This window comes from Dactylosporangium sp. NPDC051485 (genome assembly GCF_040682015.1).
GTDB lineage: Bacteria > Actinomycetota > Actinomycetes > Mycobacteriales > Micromonosporaceae > Dactylosporangium.
In genome coordinates this window covers 37,213-51,528 of sequence record NZ_JBFAZW010000079.1, presented here as the reverse complement: position 1 = coordinate 51,528, position 14,316 = coordinate 37,213, and the positions used below count along the sequence as shown (strand labels likewise).

Sequence of the window (14,316 nt, the reverse complement as noted above, 5' to 3'; positions counted from 1 at the left end):
TCCGCGCGCACCTCCCGAACCCGACCTCGCCCCAACAACAAACGCGGGCTGACCGGCGTCACCAATCAGCCCGCGTTTAGCACCAGTCACCTAGCTCCTGTCTTGTCGAGCAGGGGCGCCACGTCCGGCCAGGCGATGCGGTGCTTGTGCGGGGTGCCGTTGAGGCGGCCGGGGTTGCCGGTCACGGGTACCGTCTCCACGTTCGTGCCGCCGCAGGCCCGGTAGAAGGCCTGGGCGTTGGTGTTCTGCTGCAGCACCCACAGGTACAGCGCGCCGGTGGTGGTGCCGGCGCGCACGGCCTCTGCCGCATGGGCGAGCAGCCGGCGGCCGATGCCGCCCCGGTGGTGGTCATGGGCCGCGTGCCGAGCAGCGGGATGCCGGCGGCGGTCATCAGTTGCCGGCGCTCTCGTAGCGGGTCAGGCCGCGCCTGAAGATCCAGGCGGCCATCGCCAGGCAGTAGACGGCGACCAGCGGGGTGAGCAGGCCGACCCAGGCCTGCCCGTGGCCGAGCAGGAAGGTGACCGGGAAGAAGCTCACGAAGGCGAACGGCAGGGCGAAGCCCAGGGCCGCCTTCAGGGCCAGGGGGTACACCGAGATGGGGAAGCGGGCGAGGTCCCCCGCCTGGTGGACGGCGAACGCGAAGATCGGGCCGGGGCTCTGCATCCAGAAGGCGGCGGCGTTGGTGGCCAGGTTGATGGCGACCTTGATGGCGATGGCGGACACGATCACGACGGCGCCGAGGAGGATCCGCGGGGCGGACCAGGAGACGTCCACGTGGGACAGCGCGGCGCCGAGCATGAGCCCGCCGGTCAGGATGTTGCCCAGGCCGTTGATGCCGATGTTGGCGCTGCTGACCTGCAGGACGACGGGGTAGGGGCGCACCAGCATGTAGTCGAGCTCGCCCTGGTTGATCTGCCAGGCGAGGTTCCACATGCCCTCGAAGAACAGCGAGCCGACGCCCTCGGCGATGGCGACCATGGCGAACATGGCCACCACGGCCCAGAAGGTCCAGCCGTTGATGGCCGGGACCTTGGCGAAGATGGCGGAGAGGAAGACGACGTTGACGACCTGCATCACGATGGTGCCGCCCATCATGATCCAGAAGTCGCCCTCGTACTCCAGCAGCGCGCGTATGTGCGCGCCGAGCAGGCGGAAGTACATCCTTACCGTGCGCATGGTCATCCCCCGTGTACGGTGAGCCGGCGCAGCGCGCGGCCGAAGAGCGCCCGGGCGCCGAACCAGAGCAGCAGCAGCCACGCCAGCTGGGCCGCGACCAGCAGCACGGCCTGGCTGCCCGACGCCTGGCCGACGAAGATCAGCGCGGGCGTGGACGTCAGGCCGGCGAACGGCGACCACCGGGCGGCGGTGGCGAGCCAGCCCGGGAAGTACGCCAGCGGGACGAGCGCCCCGGAGAGCAGGCCGGTGATCGCCTGGCGGGCCCACATGACGCCGACGTAGTTCTCGGTCCAGAAGCAGGCGAGCGTGCTGACGTACACCATGATGAACTTCAGCGGCACCAGCAGGACCATCGACGCGAGGAAGAGCGCGAGCTCGGGGCCCGGCGGCAGGTCGGGCGCGCCGCTGACGGCGACGGAGACCCCCATCACGACGGCCACCACGACCAGCTCGATCCAGACCCCGCCGATCGTCTCCCACAGCCGCGCCCGCTGGTAGTCGACCGGCTTGACCAGGTCGAGCGCGACGAGCCCGGAGCGGATGCGGTGCGACATGCGGAAGTCGACGAAGGTGCCGACCAGCGCGCCGGAGGCGAACGCGACGAGCAGGTAGCTGCGCATGTGCGGCCAGTCGAAGCCGCCGATCTGCCCGCCGCTGCCGCCGCCGAGCAGCACCCGCCACACCGCCAGCAGGGCGACGAGCTGGAAGGCCACGCCGCCGAGGGACAGCAGGAAGCTGCCCCGGTAGGCGAGGGCGCTCAGGGCCGTGGCGCGGGCGTACGCCCGGTAGGCCCTCACAGGGCCTCCAGTTGGAGCTCACCGGAGTACACCCGGCGGATCACGTCCTCGATGGACGGCTCGTCGACGTGGAAGTCGACCAGGTTGGTGAGCGGGGCCAGCGCCGTCACCGCCTGGCCGGCCGTCATCGCGAAGCGGTCGAAGCGCACCGAGAACTGCGTCGGCGTCTCGCCCGCCTCGACCTCGGCGCCGGGCAGGGCCGCGCGGATGTCGTCCAGCGACAGCGCGGTCTCGGTCTCCAGGTTGAGGATCCGTTCGCGGGCGAAGGCGTCCTTGACCGCCTCGAGGTCGCCGTCGAAGATGATCCGCCCCTCGTCGATGATGACCAGCCGCCGGCAGAAGCCCTCGATGTCGCCGAGGTCGTGGCTGGTCAGCATCACCGTCGTGCCCTCGTCGCGGACGGTGCGGAAGAACTCGCGGACCCGGTCCTTGACCGCGAGGTCCAGGCCGATGGTCGGCTCGTCCAGGTACACCACCGGCGGGGCGTGCAGCAGCGCCGCCGCGAGGTCGGCCCGCATGCGCTGGCCCAGCGAGAGCTTGCGGCCCAGCACCGGCAGCACGTCGCCGAGGCCGAGCACCTCGTCGAAGCGGGCCAGGCGCTGGCGGTAGGTGCCGTGGTCGATGCCGTAGATGTCGCGCAGGACCGCCAGGGACTCCGAGACCGGCAGGTCCCACCACAGCTGCGTGCGCTGGCCGAAGAGCACACCGATGCGGTGCGCCACCGCCGTCCGGTCCCGCCGCGGCGACAGCCCGTCGATGCGCACCTCGCCGGAGGTGGGCACCAGGATGCCGCTGAGCAGTTTCACGGTCGTGGACTTGCCGGCGCCGTTCGGCCCGACGTACGCCACCGCCTCGCCCGCCTCGATGGACAGGTCGACGTGGTCCACCGCCATCTTGTCGGTGAAGCGGCGCGAGAAGAGATGTTTGACGGCCCCCCGTAGGCCCGGATCCTTGTCGGGCCGACGGAAGACCTTGGTCAGCTGTCGTGCCTCAACGAGTGCCATCGCGGCGAGCCTTGCAGCCCTCGATCGATGGCCGCAACCTTATTTCTCGATCTGAACTAATGTTTGGGCAATGAGCCCGGCGATGACCACGGTTCCCGCATCGCGTGAGGACGGGCACCCCCGGCGATCAGGCGGAGGCGCGCAGGATCAGGTCCGGGTTGAAGATGATCGAGCGGGGGGAGCGGTGCGGCTCGCGGATGCGGGTCAGCAGGATCTGGGCCATCTCGCCGGCCATCTCCTCGACCGGCTGGCGGACGGTGGACAGCGGGGGGTGGCACTCCGCGGCGACGGTGCTGTCGTCGAAGCCGATCACCGCGATGTCGTCCGGGACCCGGCGGCCCGACTCCTGCAGCACCCGCAGGGCGCCGTCGGCCATGAGGTCGTTGGCCACGAAGACGCCGTCGACGGCGGGGAGTTCCCGCAGCAGGCGCGCGGCCGCGCGCTCGCCGCCGCTGCGGGTGAAGTCGCCCTCGACGTGGGAGGGCTGCAGGCCGCGGGCGTGGGCGGCCTCCTCGAAGGCGGCCAGGCGGTCCTGGGCGGCCGGCATGTCGAGCGGGCCGGTGATGGTGGCGATGGTGCGGCGGCCGAGGTCGGCCAGGCGGTCCACGGCCAGGCGCACGCCGGCGCGCTGGTCGACGTCGACGTAGCTGATGGTCACCGGGTGGCCGGGGCGGCAGGACAGCACCACGGGGACGCCGAGCTCGACCAGCTGGGCCGGGAGCGGGTCGTCGACGTGGCTGGAGATCAGCAGGGCGCCGTCGACGTGGCCCTGCCTGAGGTACCGCAGCAGATGCGGCCGGGCGGGCGGGTCGGCCAGGAAGATGACCAGGTGGATGCCGAGCGGGCGGAGCACCTCCTGCGCGCCGGCGGTGACCCGGCCCAGGAACGGGTCGGTGAACATGCGGGTCAGGAACGGGGTCGAGTAGCCGCGGTTCTCCGGCTCCGAGACCACCAGGGCGATGGAGTCGGTCCGCCGGGTGACCAGGGAGCGGGCGGCCAGGTTCGGCACGTACCCGGTCGCGGCGATGGCCCGCTCGACCGTCCGGCGAAGCTCCGGGTCGACGGTCTGCACGCCGTTGATGACCCGGGAGACCGTGGCCCGGGACACCCCGGCGTAGTTGGCGACCTGCTCGAGGGTGGGCGGTCGCGAGTCGCTGCCCGTCATGGATGCCACGGTAGATCGTGCCCCCGCGCGTTGAGGAGCCGCGGGTGGACGGAATCGGCGTCACGTCCACCCGCGGCTGGATTTGGAGGGTCGGAACCCTTACTTGTAGACGCGGACGTAGTCGACGTACATCCGCGACGGGAACGGCGTGGTGGCGTCGATCGGGCCGGGGAAGTCACCGCCCACGGCCAGGTTGAGGATGATGTAGAACTGGTGGTCGTACACCCACGGGCCCTTGGTGGTCTCGACGGTGTTCTTGTCGGCCACGAGGATCACCTGGTTGTCGACGCGGAACGTCATGTGCTTGCTGTCCCACTCGACCGAGTACACGTGGTAGTCCAGCGACAGGTCGACGGTCGTGAGCTTCTGGCCGTAGCCGCCGCCGCCGTTGTAGGCCGGGGCGTGCAGCGTGGAGTACACGTCCGTGGTGCTCCTGCCGAGGATCTCCATGATGTCGATCTCGCCGTTGTACGGCCACGGGCGGCCCTGCAGGAAGTCGGTGCCCATCATCCAGAAGGCGGGCCAGAGGCCGTTGCCCTTGGGCACCTTGATCCGGGCCTCGACCCGGCCGTACTGCGTCGAGAACTTGGCGCTGGTGTTGATGCGGCCCGAGGTGTAGTCGCGGCCGCCCTGGGTCTCCTTGCGGGCCTCGATGACCAGCGAGCCGTTCTGGATGCTGGTGTTCGACAGGTTGGTGTAGTACTGGATCTCACCGTTCTGGCCGGTGCCGGGGTCGATCGTCCACTTGGAGGTGTCGACGTTGGTGCCGGAGTTGAACTCGTCGCTCCAGACCAGGTTGGTGGCCGGGAAGACCGGGTCGGCCGGCGGGGCCGGGGGCTGGACCGGGTTGCCGCCGGTGCCGTACACCTTGAACTCCCACAGCGAGTAGCCGTAGCCGTTGGAGCGCTGGGTGCCGTACATCCGCACGTAGCGGCCGTTGCCGTCGACGTTCAGGGTCTCCTTGAAGCCCTTGCCCGTCGTGGTCGAGTAGATGTTGGTCCAGTTGGTGGCGTCGGTGGAGGTCTGGATCTGGTACGCCACGGCGTAGGCCGGGTCCCACTGCAGGACGACCTGGGTGATGTGGGCCTGGGCGCCGAGGTCGACGTAGATCCAGCCCGGGTCGACCCAGCCGTTGGTCGGGCTGGTCGCCCAGCGGCTCGCCGGGTCGTTGTCGAACGCCTTGTCGGCCGTGCACGGGTTGCAGTTGGCGTCGTTCTGGTACGTCGAGGCCACGGCCGGCTTGTTGTAGGACAGCAGCACGGCGTTGCCCGGGTTGGTGGTGGGCGTGGTGCTCGGGCTGGTGGTGGGCGTGTTGCTCGGGCTGGTCGGGACGTCGTTGGTGGTCGACGGCGCGCCGTTGACCCGCACCTGGAACTCCCACAGCGAGTAGCCGTACTGGGTGGCCCGGGCGGTGCCGTACATCCGCACGTAGCGCCCGCTGCCGGTCACGCTGAGGTTCTGCGTGCCGCCGGTGCCCGAGGTGGTGCTGTACACCTGCGTCCAGTTGGTGCCGTCGTTGGACGTCTGGATCTGGAACGCGGTCGCGTAGGCCGTCTCCCAGATGAGCGTCACGCCGCAGATCTGCTGGACCAAGCCCAGGTCGACCTGCAGCCACTGCGGGTCGCCGACCGCGCTGGACCAGCGGGTGCCGTTGTTGCCGTCGACCGCGGACGAGGCCGGGGTGCCCGCGTTCTCGGTCGAGGAGGCGGTGGCCGTCTTGCCCTGCGCGGCGTTGGCGGTGCCGCAGCTGCCCGGGGTGCTCGGCGAGCCGCCGTACACCTGGAACTCCCACAGCGAGATGCCGTACTGCGTGCTCTTGGCCGTGGCGTTGAGCCGCACGTAGCGGCCGGTGCCCGACACGGTCAGGCTCACGTTGCCGCCGGCGCCGGTCGTGGTCGAGTAGATGTTGGTCCAGGTGGCGGCGTCGTTGGAGGTCTGGATCTGGAACGCGGTCGCGTATGCCGCCTCCCAGTTCAGCGCGACCCGGCTGACCTGCTGCGGGGAGCCGAGGTCGACCTGCAGCCACTGCGGCACCGAGAAGGCACTGGACCAGCGCGTGCCGGTGTCGCCGTCGGTGGCGCTGGAGGCCGGGGTGGCGGCGTTCTCGGCCGACGAGGCGGTCGTCGGCTTGCCCTGCGACAGCAGGGTCTCGGCGGCGTTGGCGCGGGTCACGACCACGACGATGTAGGCGCACAGCAGGGCGGCCACCGCGAGCGCGATGACGCCGTAGCGCAGGGTCCGATTGCTTGCCGGGGATCTGCCGGATCGATGGCCGGGGGCGGAGACCGACCAGTCCATAGGATGACTCCTTCGTGGCGGGGGTGTTACGGCGGAGTGAGAGAGCGCTCTCTCAGAAAACCCACAATGAGCCCTCGGTCTACCCGTGTCAATGGGATGGAATAAATGGGAGAGCGCTCTCCAGGACCGGGGAGCGCTCTCTGTAACAGGTTACGAGCGGGTGGGTGAGGGCAGCGGGCCGGCGCCCGAGCGGCCCGCCCGGAAGCCGAAGGTCGTCGATCCATCCGGGGGAATGCTGCCGTTGTACGACAGGTTCTTCGCCGTCACCGAGGAGCCCGACTGGGTCACGGTAGCGTTCCACGAGTTCGTGATGCGCTGGTTGCCGGAGAAGTCCAAGCGACGGTCCACGCGCTCAGCGCCGCGGTGCCCGTGTTGGGCGTGGCTGACCCACACCATGATCTCCGCCCGTGTTCTGCCCGTCGGTGCGCGCCGTCGGGTCGAACCAGATGTCGCACGCCGCGTCCCACTGCCCCGAGCCGGGGAAGCCCTGCTCAACGTCTTGGCCTGGACCGGTCCCGAGACGCTCCCGTCCAGTGCGGCATCTGAACCCCCAACGCTCATGGCCAACTGGGCGGTTCGAAGAGCAGCGCCAGATCCTCTCGGCCGATCGTCCGGAGCAGGGCGGGCAAGCGAGACAGCAGGCCGCGCACCTCCGCCCACTCCCAGACAGCGCGGACCTCGTCGCCCCGCCGGAATCGGGTCCGCTGATACGCGGGAATGTTGAGCTCGTCGGCCAGATCGCGCCAGTCATCGGCCAAACGGCGGCAGAATTCCCGTTTCACGGCGGGCGAATACTCCGCCGGTGATCCGGACGCGGCGGGCTCGTCCGAGGCGGCCGCGCCGAGCCCGCCGCCGAGGGCGATTGGGTGATCGGTCAGCAGCTCACGTAGCGCCAGGGCGGCCACCTCCAGATGCCAGAGCCGTTCGGCGTGGCGCAGTTCGGGACGGCCCACGGTTCGTAGCGCAGATGCCACGAGCACCAGCCGATGCTGCCGGGCGAATTCCGCGACGACTTGGCGCCGGCGGGCCCATGCCTGCGCCGCGGTATAGATGTACGTGGCGCAGGCGTACCGTCTGTCGGAAGTCGCCGCAGGTGCAGCCACCGCCTCGGCGGCTGGGGAGTTCGCCCCCGGATCGGCGGCAAAGTCGACGCTGGCGGCGACCGCGGACAGCGCCAGCTTCACCGGGTCCCGCGACACCGGCATGCTTGACGAGAACCGCCCGTAGTCGATGAGACGGAACCGGTCGGCCCGCACGCAGTCGTCGACCGGCACCAACACGTTGCCAGGGTGCAGATCGCCGTGGCCGTTGCCGCGGAACACCACCACCTCCGGCTGCGACGCCTCCGCGTCGAACAAGGCCAGCGGGTCTGGAAGCGTGTCCTGGCGGTGGGCGAACCGGATGCCCTCCGCCGGCTCGACGCCCATGCCGGCCGCCGCGACGAATGCTTGAACCTCACGAGCCCGATTGCCGAGATCATCCCGTACGAACTGGCCGGCGTTCACCAGCACTGGCGCCGAGTCGTCCGTACCTGGGTTCCAGCCGTTGACGATGCCCTCTATGACTGTCGCGCAGTAGTTGCCGAACGAGGCATCCCCGGAAAGCCGATCGAGGGGCCGGACGTCAGCCAGCTCGGCCTGCCCCATCTCCTGCAACTGCACCCACCACCGCTCGGTGCCGGCCAAGGGTCCCGTGTACCACGACCGCACGAGGTGCGCGGCGGCGAACGGCTTCGGGCTGAGCTGCCAGGCCAGATTACAGGCTCGTGCCTCCCGGCTGGCCAGGCTTGGAGGCAACAGCTTCAGTACGGCGCCGGTCACGCTGCCCCGCGCCGGGTGCACCAGCACCAAAGCCACGTACGACCCGCTGTGGCCGTCGGTCAGCCATCGCCGGTGCATCAGGTTGAAGCCCTGCCCCTGCACCCATTCAGACAGCCCGGCGAAGACCGCGGGCGGCAGCATGTCACGCCATGGGCGCTCGTCGGTGAACGCCCCGAACTCAGCCGTCGTCATCGCAGCCGCCTCTCCTTCGGTTTTCGCTGATGGTGGAACGAGACCGCTACGCTGGCGGCAGACGAGGAGGGGCATTGACTGACGCCATTGATCAAACAGTCGAAACGGCTGTCCAGCCGGCGCCTGAAGAGGCGCCTGCGGCGGCGCCCGCCAACAATGTAGAGCTGCTGCGGTGGCACCTCGACCGCTACGACCGGCTGCGGTCGTCGACCGCGAACCGGGCATCGGTGATCCTGAGCGCGGCGGCGATCCTGTCGGCGGCTAACGCGGTCGTTCTGTCGCAGCTGCTCTCCGGCCCGATCCTGGACCGCCGTTGGCTGTTCGCAGCTTTCGGTGCGGCCTTGGTGGCCAGCTCGACGCTCGTCGTGCTGTCGCTGATTCGGGCCGCGGGTGTGCTGGTGACCGGCCGCGACAGCCGGGAACTGTTCGGAGGCAGGGAAGAACTCCCGCCGGGCCTGGTTTTCAACGGCACCGACACGGTTCGACGGCTGCATTCCTTCGCCGAGTTCGCCGCGGTCGTCGACCGGCAGCAGGAGATCGATATCTATCGGGCGGCGCAGGTCGAGCTCTGGATCGGTATCCAGCAGCATCGCTACCGGTACGTGCGCTTGCGCAGCGCGGGCCGTCTGCTGCGGTGGGCCGCTGTGGCCGTGTTGTTGGTGTTGAGCTTTGCCGTGGTCACCCGCGTCGCGCTTATGTGATGGCATCGTCGTCTAGCCGGCGGACGAGATCCGAGCGGTCGATGCCGAGCAGCCCGCGACGGAGTTCGCCAAGCCGGTCGCGCTGCTCGAGCCACTCCCAGATGCCGGCCGCCTCCCGCCCCGGCTCGAAGCGGGATCGATCCGGAATCGGAATGTTCAGCTCGTCCGCGAGGTCGGGCCAGTCGTCGAGGAGCCTGATACAGATCGCGCGTTTGACATGACCAGAGAATCGCGCTGGCACCGTTTCCTCTTGAGGCAGATCGGCATTCTCTGCGCCCCAGGTGTTGTGCACCGAACCTGAGCCGAAGCTCGCGCCTCTCGCATCGATCTTGCCGTGGTAGATGTTCGTGACGTGATGTGATTCGTCGGGCATCGGCTTCTCCTGCCATCAGGACCGAGCGGCGCTACCTGTGTTTTCGATGGATCCGCTGCCGAAATGCGCTCCTCGCGCGTCGACCGGCGCCTGGAAGAAGTTGAAATTCGCGGTGATGATCTGCGCGGCCTGGGAGTGGTACTCGTCGGTGTCCAGGCCCTCTTCCTCCAGGAAGTCCAGCAGCGCGGCCAGTACGCGGCGCTCGATGATTCGCCAGTGCCGGATGACGTCACGAACCTGGAAGTAGTTGACCGCCCTGGCCGCCTGCCGAGTGAGCCGCTGCGCCTCGCGCAACGACTTCAGCGCATCGCGCTCCTGTTGCGGATCGGCCTCCTCGATCAGCAGGATCTCCCGCTGCGCCGGGGCGACGAGTTGCGTCGGCGGAATGGCGGCGATCTGCGCGACGTACCGGGACACGGCACCGTCCTCACGCACGCTGAATCTGGTGCCGGGGTCACGGGCGGTCGACGACGGCCCCAGCCGCCAGCAGCCGGCGAGCCGGCGGCGGAGGAAGACGGCCGCGGACCAGAGGTCGGACGGAAGACGGCGGACCTCCTGCGGCAGGTAGCCGAGTCGTTTGAGAATTCCGGGCAAATATGTGCGGCGCCATTGGATCCGCCCGGACTCCGACACGTGGAAGTCCGGGCGGGTGGGATAGAGCACCCAGGCCGAGAACTCCACGTAGAGTAGTCGCCCTTGCAGCGATACGTGCACGAAGACGTTGGTGACGATCTCACCGTCCCAGGCCTCCACCCGGCACGAGAGATAGTGCCGAGCGGGGCCTGTCGGATCGCGGCGCGTGACCTCGATTGCCTCGTCCGGCCGAGTGGGCACCGAACGGGCGGAACTGCCAACAACGAACACGCGATCAGCGATATCCAGTCCCTGTAGTTCCGCTTCGGGGTTGTCGTCGGCGCGTAGCTTTTCGAGGTGGTTCTTCATCTTCCGGATCAGCTTGCGGGTCGTGAAGTTGATCCGGTCGAGCTCGCGGTCCGCGGCGGCCGCCTCGGTACCGTCGCTGGATCTCGAGGGGCGACGTTTCAGTAGCCGCAGATTGAGGTTCCAGGTGTTCAGCTCCTCGCCGCTGCCGATGAATGGCCGAAGTCCGCATAGTAGGTAACCGGGCTTCGTTCCTCGATCGCGATGTGGCGCATACGTCGATTGAGCTGCCGGTCGGAGACTTCTCCGGCGCGAAGCATGTTGCCGAGCAGTGCCTGACGTGCCGCCGCGAACAACACGACCACGAGCGCCACCATGCTCAGGTCGGCGAAGGCCTCGAGCAATGTGGTGGTCACCGATCCGGCGACCGGCTTGTCGTCCCAAATGCTGGCCACGCTGCCGTACCCGAGCGAGGCAACGGCCGAAACGGTCATCACCGTCCAGGTGACCAGGAGCGCGATGAACGCCAAGCGGAGGCGCAGCCCGATGTCGGACAGTCGGTCGATCGACGGACCCTCGCGGAAGTACCTGGCGACGGCGCCGCCGATCTTGCCGAACATCAGCGCGACGTGCCAATGCATGAGCACGCCACCGGCCAGGACGATTGCGAGTGGCGAGCGGAGCGCTCCAATGCCAACCACGAACGCCACCAGCACGTGCTGGGCGGTGTCGAGCCACCACGCCCGTCGCGCATGGAATGCGACCTGCGCCAGTGAGAAGCCGTAGGACGGGGCAACGTATCGAGATCGGTCCGCATAGGCATCGAGCAGCACCCGTTGGCAGAAGTTGGCATCCAGGTACGTGCCCGCGCAAAGGGGGCGGGTGGCGAGCGTGAAACTCACGGAATCCCCGGCATCTCGATCCATCCATGGTGGTACTACGTGACCCGAATCGTACAATCGACAGGTTTCGTTGTCGATTCGGAACGACATCAATCTATCGGACAAATCGCGGTCGGCCGAACGGATCTTCATGGCCAGTGGTCGGTGCTTTCGCGGGCTGCCCGAAGGCGGGGCGACTGGGTGGGAAGTGCATTGGATCTGGGGCCGCATCATCTGCCGAGGCGAAGATGACAAGGGGCGACGCGGTGGATGCCGGTCGTTGTGTCGGTGCGGTGAGGACGCCGGCGTGACGTGCGGCGCGCTGGCTGCAAGCCGGACGGGGAGGGGCAATCGTCAGTCGGCGTCCCGGCCGCGATGCCCGCCTTGGCGGTGGCGATCAGCAGTTGACGGTGATCCATCTCGCAACGTGCCGTCACTCGATTGACACCCGGTTTTGGAATCGGACGGCCAGGGCAAACCGTGGATGTCAGCAAGGCAGCACCCGCAGAGCACCCAGGAGGCACCCAGTGACCGTCGCCGGCATCATCTCCGCGATCGTGGTCGGGCTCATCATCGGCGCGCTCGGACGGCTTGTCGTGCCCGGCAAGCAGAACGTCCCGATCTGGCTCACCATCGTCATCGGCATCGTCGCCGCGATCATCGGCACCGCGATCGCCCGCGCGATCGGCGTCGCGGACACGGCCGGCGTCGACTGGACCGAGATCGTCATCCAGGTCGCCCTCGCCGCGCTCGGCGTCTGGGCGGTCGCCGGCTTCTACGGCCGTCGATCGATCTGAGCCGCCGGAAGTTTCCGCACCGCATGACAAGGGCGCCCCGTGTGGGCGCCCTTTGTACACCTGTCGGTCCTAGCGTGCCGGGTCATGGCCAACGTCGATCGTCGTACATTTCTGCAGATGGCGGCGGCCGCCGCCGTCCCTCTCCCGTTCGAGCAGGCGCTGTCGATCCCCGCGCACCACCGGCACGGCTCGATCGAGGACGTCGAACACGTCATCTTCCTGATGCCGCCTTGGCTGGGCCGGTAGAGCGAAGCAGTCCGGGCCAGCCTTGGCGTTGGAGAACCGCTCGTTCGACCACTACTTCGGCACGCTGCGCGGCGTGCGCGGCTACGCCGACCCGCACCCGGCGAAGCACCCCGACGGGCGCAGCGTGTTCCACCAGCCCGACGGCGACGGCGAGGTGCTGCCCTTCCGCCCCGAGGTGCGCGACATGGGCAAGACGTTCCTGCCCGACCCGCCGCACGGATGGAACGACACCCACGGGGCCTGGAACGGCGGGCGGCACGACCGGTGGGTGCCGAACAAGGGCGTCACCACGATGACCCACCACACCCGCAAGGACCTGCCGTACCAGTACGCCCTGGCCGACGCGTTCACGGTCTGCGACAACTACCACTGCTCGCTGCTCGGGCCGACCGACCCCAACCGGTACCACATGTGGAGCGGCTGGGTGGGCAACGACGGCAAGGGCGGCGGGCCGGTGATCACCAACGCCGAGGCCGGGTACGACTGGTCGACCTACCCCGAGCGGCTCGAGCGGGCCGGCGTCTCCTGGAAGGTGTACCAGGACGTCGGCCTCGGCCTGACCGCCGAGAACTCCTGGGGCTGGACCAGTGACCCGTTCATCGGCAACTACGGCGACAACTCGCTGCTGTACTTCCACCAGTACCAGCACGCCGCCCCCGGCACCCCGCTGGCCAAGGCCAAGCTCGGCACCGAGGTCAACAAGCAGGGCCGCAGCCCCGACGCCCTGCTGGCCGACTTCCGGGCCGACGTCGAGGCCGGCCGGCTCCCGCAGGTGAGCTGGATCGTCGCCCCCGAGGCCTACACCGAGCACCCGAACTGGGAGCCGGACTACGGCACCTGGTACGTCTCGCAGGTCATCAACATCCTCGCCGCCCACCCCGAGGTGTGGAGCAAGATGGCCCTGTTCGTCACGTACGACGAGGAGGGCGGCTTCTTCGACCACCTCGTGCCGCCGACCCCGCCCGCGAGCCGGGCCGAGGGCCTGTCCACGGTCCCGGTGACGAACGAGATCTACCCCGGCTCGGCCGACCACCCGGCCGGCCCCTACGGCCTGGGCGTGCGGGTGCCGATGATCATCGTGTCGCCGTGGACCCGGGGCGGCTGGGTCAACTCGGAGCTGTTCGACCACACGTCGCTCATCCGGTTCCTGGAGCGCCGTTTCGGCACGGGCAACCCGGACCTCGTCGAGGCCAACATCACCCCGTGGCGGCGGGCCGTGGCCGGCGACCTCACGTCGGCGTTCGACTTCCGGACCCCCAACGCCTCGGTCCGCGCCGGCCTGCCGGGCACCGACGACCTCAAGCCGGACGATCTCACCCGCCGGCCCGACCAGGTCCCCGTGCCGCCCGCCGACGGCAAGCTCCCGGCCCAGGAGCGCGGGGTCCGGCCGGCGCGGGCCCTGCCGTACACCCTCCAGGTCGACGGCCGCCCCTCGGCCGGCGGGTTCGCGCTGGACCTGCGCAACACCGGCGCGGCGACAGGCGTGCTGCAGGTCCGCTCGAGCGACCCGGCCCAGGCCCCGCGCAGCTACACCGTGGAGCCGGCCAAGCAGGTCACCGACGTGTGGCCGGCCGACGCGGGCTTCGACCTGTCGGTGCACGGCCCGAACGGCTTCTACCGCCGTTTCGCCGCGGGCCGCCAGCACCCGGGCGTGGTCGCGCAGGCCCGCTACGACGCCCACCGCCTGAGCCTGACGCTGGAGGTGAGCAACCGCGGGGCCAAGCGGCTCGACCTCGTGCTCGCCGACCGCTACACCGGCCACCGCTCCCGGCTCACCCTGCGCCCCGGCGAGACGAAGGCCGAGACGTTCGGCCTGTCGAGGAGCCGGGGATGGTACGGCGTGACGCTGAGCCTCCCGGGCGACGAGCACTTCGCGGTGGAGTACGCCGGCCACCTCGAGAACGGTGAGCCCTCGATCAGCGACCCGCTGATGGGCGGTCTCCTGTAGGCACGCACACCGACGGCCCGGGACGCTGCGTCCCGGGCC

General features: G+C 69.3%; 14 protein-coding genes and 1 pseudogene. 4 read left to right on the top strand and 11 right to left on the bottom strand.

From position 1 onward, the window contains the following. Positions 1 to 86: 86 nt before the first annotated feature. The 8 genes and pseudogenes from AB0M46_RS35445 to AB0M46_RS35410 form a co-directional block, all read right to left on the bottom strand. A pseudogene (locus AB0M46_RS35445) lies at positions 87 to 341 on the bottom strand (GNAT family N-acetyltransferase); the annotation flags it as partial. Positions 342 to 390: 49 nt separating this feature from the next. Further along, positions 391 to 1,176, bottom strand: a complete 786-nt coding sequence (locus AB0M46_RS35440; protein WP_363343398.1) for an ABC-2 family transporter protein — start codon at positions 1,174 to 1,176, stop codon at positions 391 to 393. A gap of 2 nt (positions 1,177 to 1,178) precedes the next feature. Then, a complete protein-coding gene (locus tag AB0M46_RS35435; RefSeq protein WP_363343396.1) occupies positions 1,179 to 1,973 on the bottom strand; it encodes an ABC-2 family transporter protein in 795 nt (264 codons plus the stop codon). Continuing rightward, positions 1,970 to 2,977 (bottom strand): ATP-binding cassette domain-containing protein, encoded by a 1,008-nt coding sequence (locus AB0M46_RS35430; RefSeq protein ID WP_363343394.1) that lies wholly within the window; start codon positions 2,975 to 2,977, stop codon positions 1,970 to 1,972. Before AB0M46_RS35430 ends, AB0M46_RS35435 begins: the two co-directional genes overlap by 4 nt. Before the next feature lie 127 nt (positions 2,978 to 3,104). Beyond that, positions 3,105 to 4,142 (bottom strand): LacI family DNA-binding transcriptional regulator, encoded by a 1,038-nt coding sequence (locus tag AB0M46_RS35425; RefSeq protein ID WP_363343392.1) that lies wholly within the window; start codon positions 4,140 to 4,142, stop codon positions 3,105 to 3,107. A gap of 99 nt (positions 4,143 to 4,241) precedes the next feature. After that, entirely contained in the window at positions 4,242 to 6,440 is a 2,199-nt protein-coding gene (locus AB0M46_RS35420) for a discoidin domain-containing protein (RefSeq protein WP_363343390.1), read from the bottom strand. Between the two features lie 150 nt (positions 6,441 to 6,590). Continuing rightward, the gene (locus AB0M46_RS35415) at positions 6,591 to 6,788 is read right to left on the bottom strand and encodes a cellulose binding domain-containing protein (protein WP_363343388.1); all 198 of its coding nucleotides are present in this window, start codon (positions 6,786 to 6,788) and stop codon (positions 6,591 to 6,593) included. 209 nt (positions 6,789 to 6,997) lie between these two features. After that, on the bottom strand, positions 6,998 to 8,452 hold the full coding sequence (locus AB0M46_RS35410) for a hypothetical protein (protein ID WP_363343386.1): 1,455 nt from the start codon (positions 8,450 to 8,452) through the stop codon (positions 6,998 to 7,000). A 74-nt stretch (positions 8,453 to 8,526) separates the two neighbouring features. Between AB0M46_RS35410 and AB0M46_RS35405 the strand changes: the two genes are divergently transcribed. After that, complete coding sequence (locus AB0M46_RS35405; protein ID WP_363343384.1) at positions 8,527 to 9,153, top strand: hypothetical protein; 627 nt, start codon at positions 8,527 to 8,529, stop codon at positions 9,151 to 9,153. Here AB0M46_RS35405 and AB0M46_RS35400 read toward each other — a convergent pair. The 3 genes from AB0M46_RS35400 to AB0M46_RS35390 form a co-directional block, all read right to left on the bottom strand. Beyond that, positions 9,146 to 9,526 (bottom strand): hypothetical protein, encoded by a 381-nt coding sequence (locus tag AB0M46_RS35400; protein ID WP_363343382.1) that lies wholly within the window; start codon positions 9,524 to 9,526, stop codon positions 9,146 to 9,148. The two genes, AB0M46_RS35405 and AB0M46_RS35400, sit on opposite strands and share 8 nt — an antisense overlap. A gap of 15 nt (positions 9,527 to 9,541) precedes the next feature. After that, positions 9,542 to 10,468, bottom strand: a complete 927-nt coding sequence (locus AB0M46_RS35395) for a hypothetical protein (protein WP_363343380.1) — start codon at positions 10,466 to 10,468, stop codon at positions 9,542 to 9,544. A gap of 128 nt (positions 10,469 to 10,596) precedes the next feature. Beyond that, a complete protein-coding gene (locus AB0M46_RS35390) occupies positions 10,597 to 11,307 on the bottom strand; it encodes a hypothetical protein (RefSeq protein WP_363343378.1) in 711 nt (236 codons plus the stop codon). A gap of 506 nt (positions 11,308 to 11,813) precedes the next feature. Between AB0M46_RS35390 and AB0M46_RS35385 the strand changes: the two genes are divergently transcribed. From AB0M46_RS35385 to AB0M46_RS35375, 3 genes are all read left to right on the top strand, one after another. Beyond that, entirely contained in the window at positions 11,814 to 12,083 is a 270-nt protein-coding gene (locus AB0M46_RS35385) for a GlsB/YeaQ/YmgE family stress response membrane protein (RefSeq protein ID WP_363343376.1), read from the top strand. Positions 12,084 to 12,167: 84 nt separating this feature from the next. Then, on the top strand, positions 12,168 to 12,329 hold the full coding sequence (locus AB0M46_RS35380; protein ID WP_363343374.1) for a hypothetical protein: 162 nt from the start codon (positions 12,168 to 12,170) through the stop codon (positions 12,327 to 12,329). Positions 12,330 to 12,351: 22 nt separating this feature from the next. Then, positions 12,352 to 14,277 carry a phosphocholine-specific phospholipase C gene (locus AB0M46_RS35375; protein WP_363343372.1) on the top strand — a complete coding sequence of 642 codons (1,926 nt, stop codon included), beginning with the start codon at positions 12,352 to 12,354 and terminating at the stop codon, positions 14,275 to 14,277. Positions 14,278 to 14,316 lie beyond the last annotated feature (39 nt).

What these genes read in the sequence shown, in the direction of transcription:
- AB0M46_RS35440 (WP_363343398.1), bottom strand. Translation starts at nt 1,176, where the DNA reads ATGCGCACGGTAAGGATGTACTTCCGCCTGCTCGGCGCGCACATACGC.
- AB0M46_RS35380 (WP_363343374.1), top strand. Translation starts at nt 12,168, where the DNA reads ATGGCCAACGTCGATCGTCGTACATTTCTGCAGATGGCGGCGGCCGCC.
- AB0M46_RS35425 (WP_363343392.1), bottom strand. Translation starts at nt 4,142, where the DNA reads ATGACGGGCAGCGACTCGCGACCGCCCACCCTCGAGCAGGTCGCCAAC.
- AB0M46_RS35395 (WP_363343380.1), bottom strand. Translation starts at nt 10,468, where the DNA reads ATGAAGAACCACCTCGAAAAGCTACGCGCCGACGACAACCCCGAAGCG.
- AB0M46_RS35420 (WP_363343390.1), bottom strand. Translation starts at nt 6,440, where the DNA reads ATGGACTGGTCGGTCTCCGCCCCCGGCCATCGATCCGGCAGATCCCCG.
- AB0M46_RS35430 (WP_363343394.1), bottom strand. Translation starts at nt 2,977, where the DNA reads ATGGCACTCGTTGAGGCACGACAGCTGACCAAGGTCTTCCGTCGGCCC.
- AB0M46_RS35410 (WP_363343386.1), bottom strand. Translation starts at nt 8,452, where the DNA reads ATGACGACGGCTGAGTTCGGGGCGTTCACCGACGAGCGCCCATGGCGT.
- AB0M46_RS35400 (WP_363343382.1), bottom strand. Translation starts at nt 9,526, where the DNA reads ATGCCCGACGAATCACATCACGTCACGAACATCTACCACGGCAAGATC.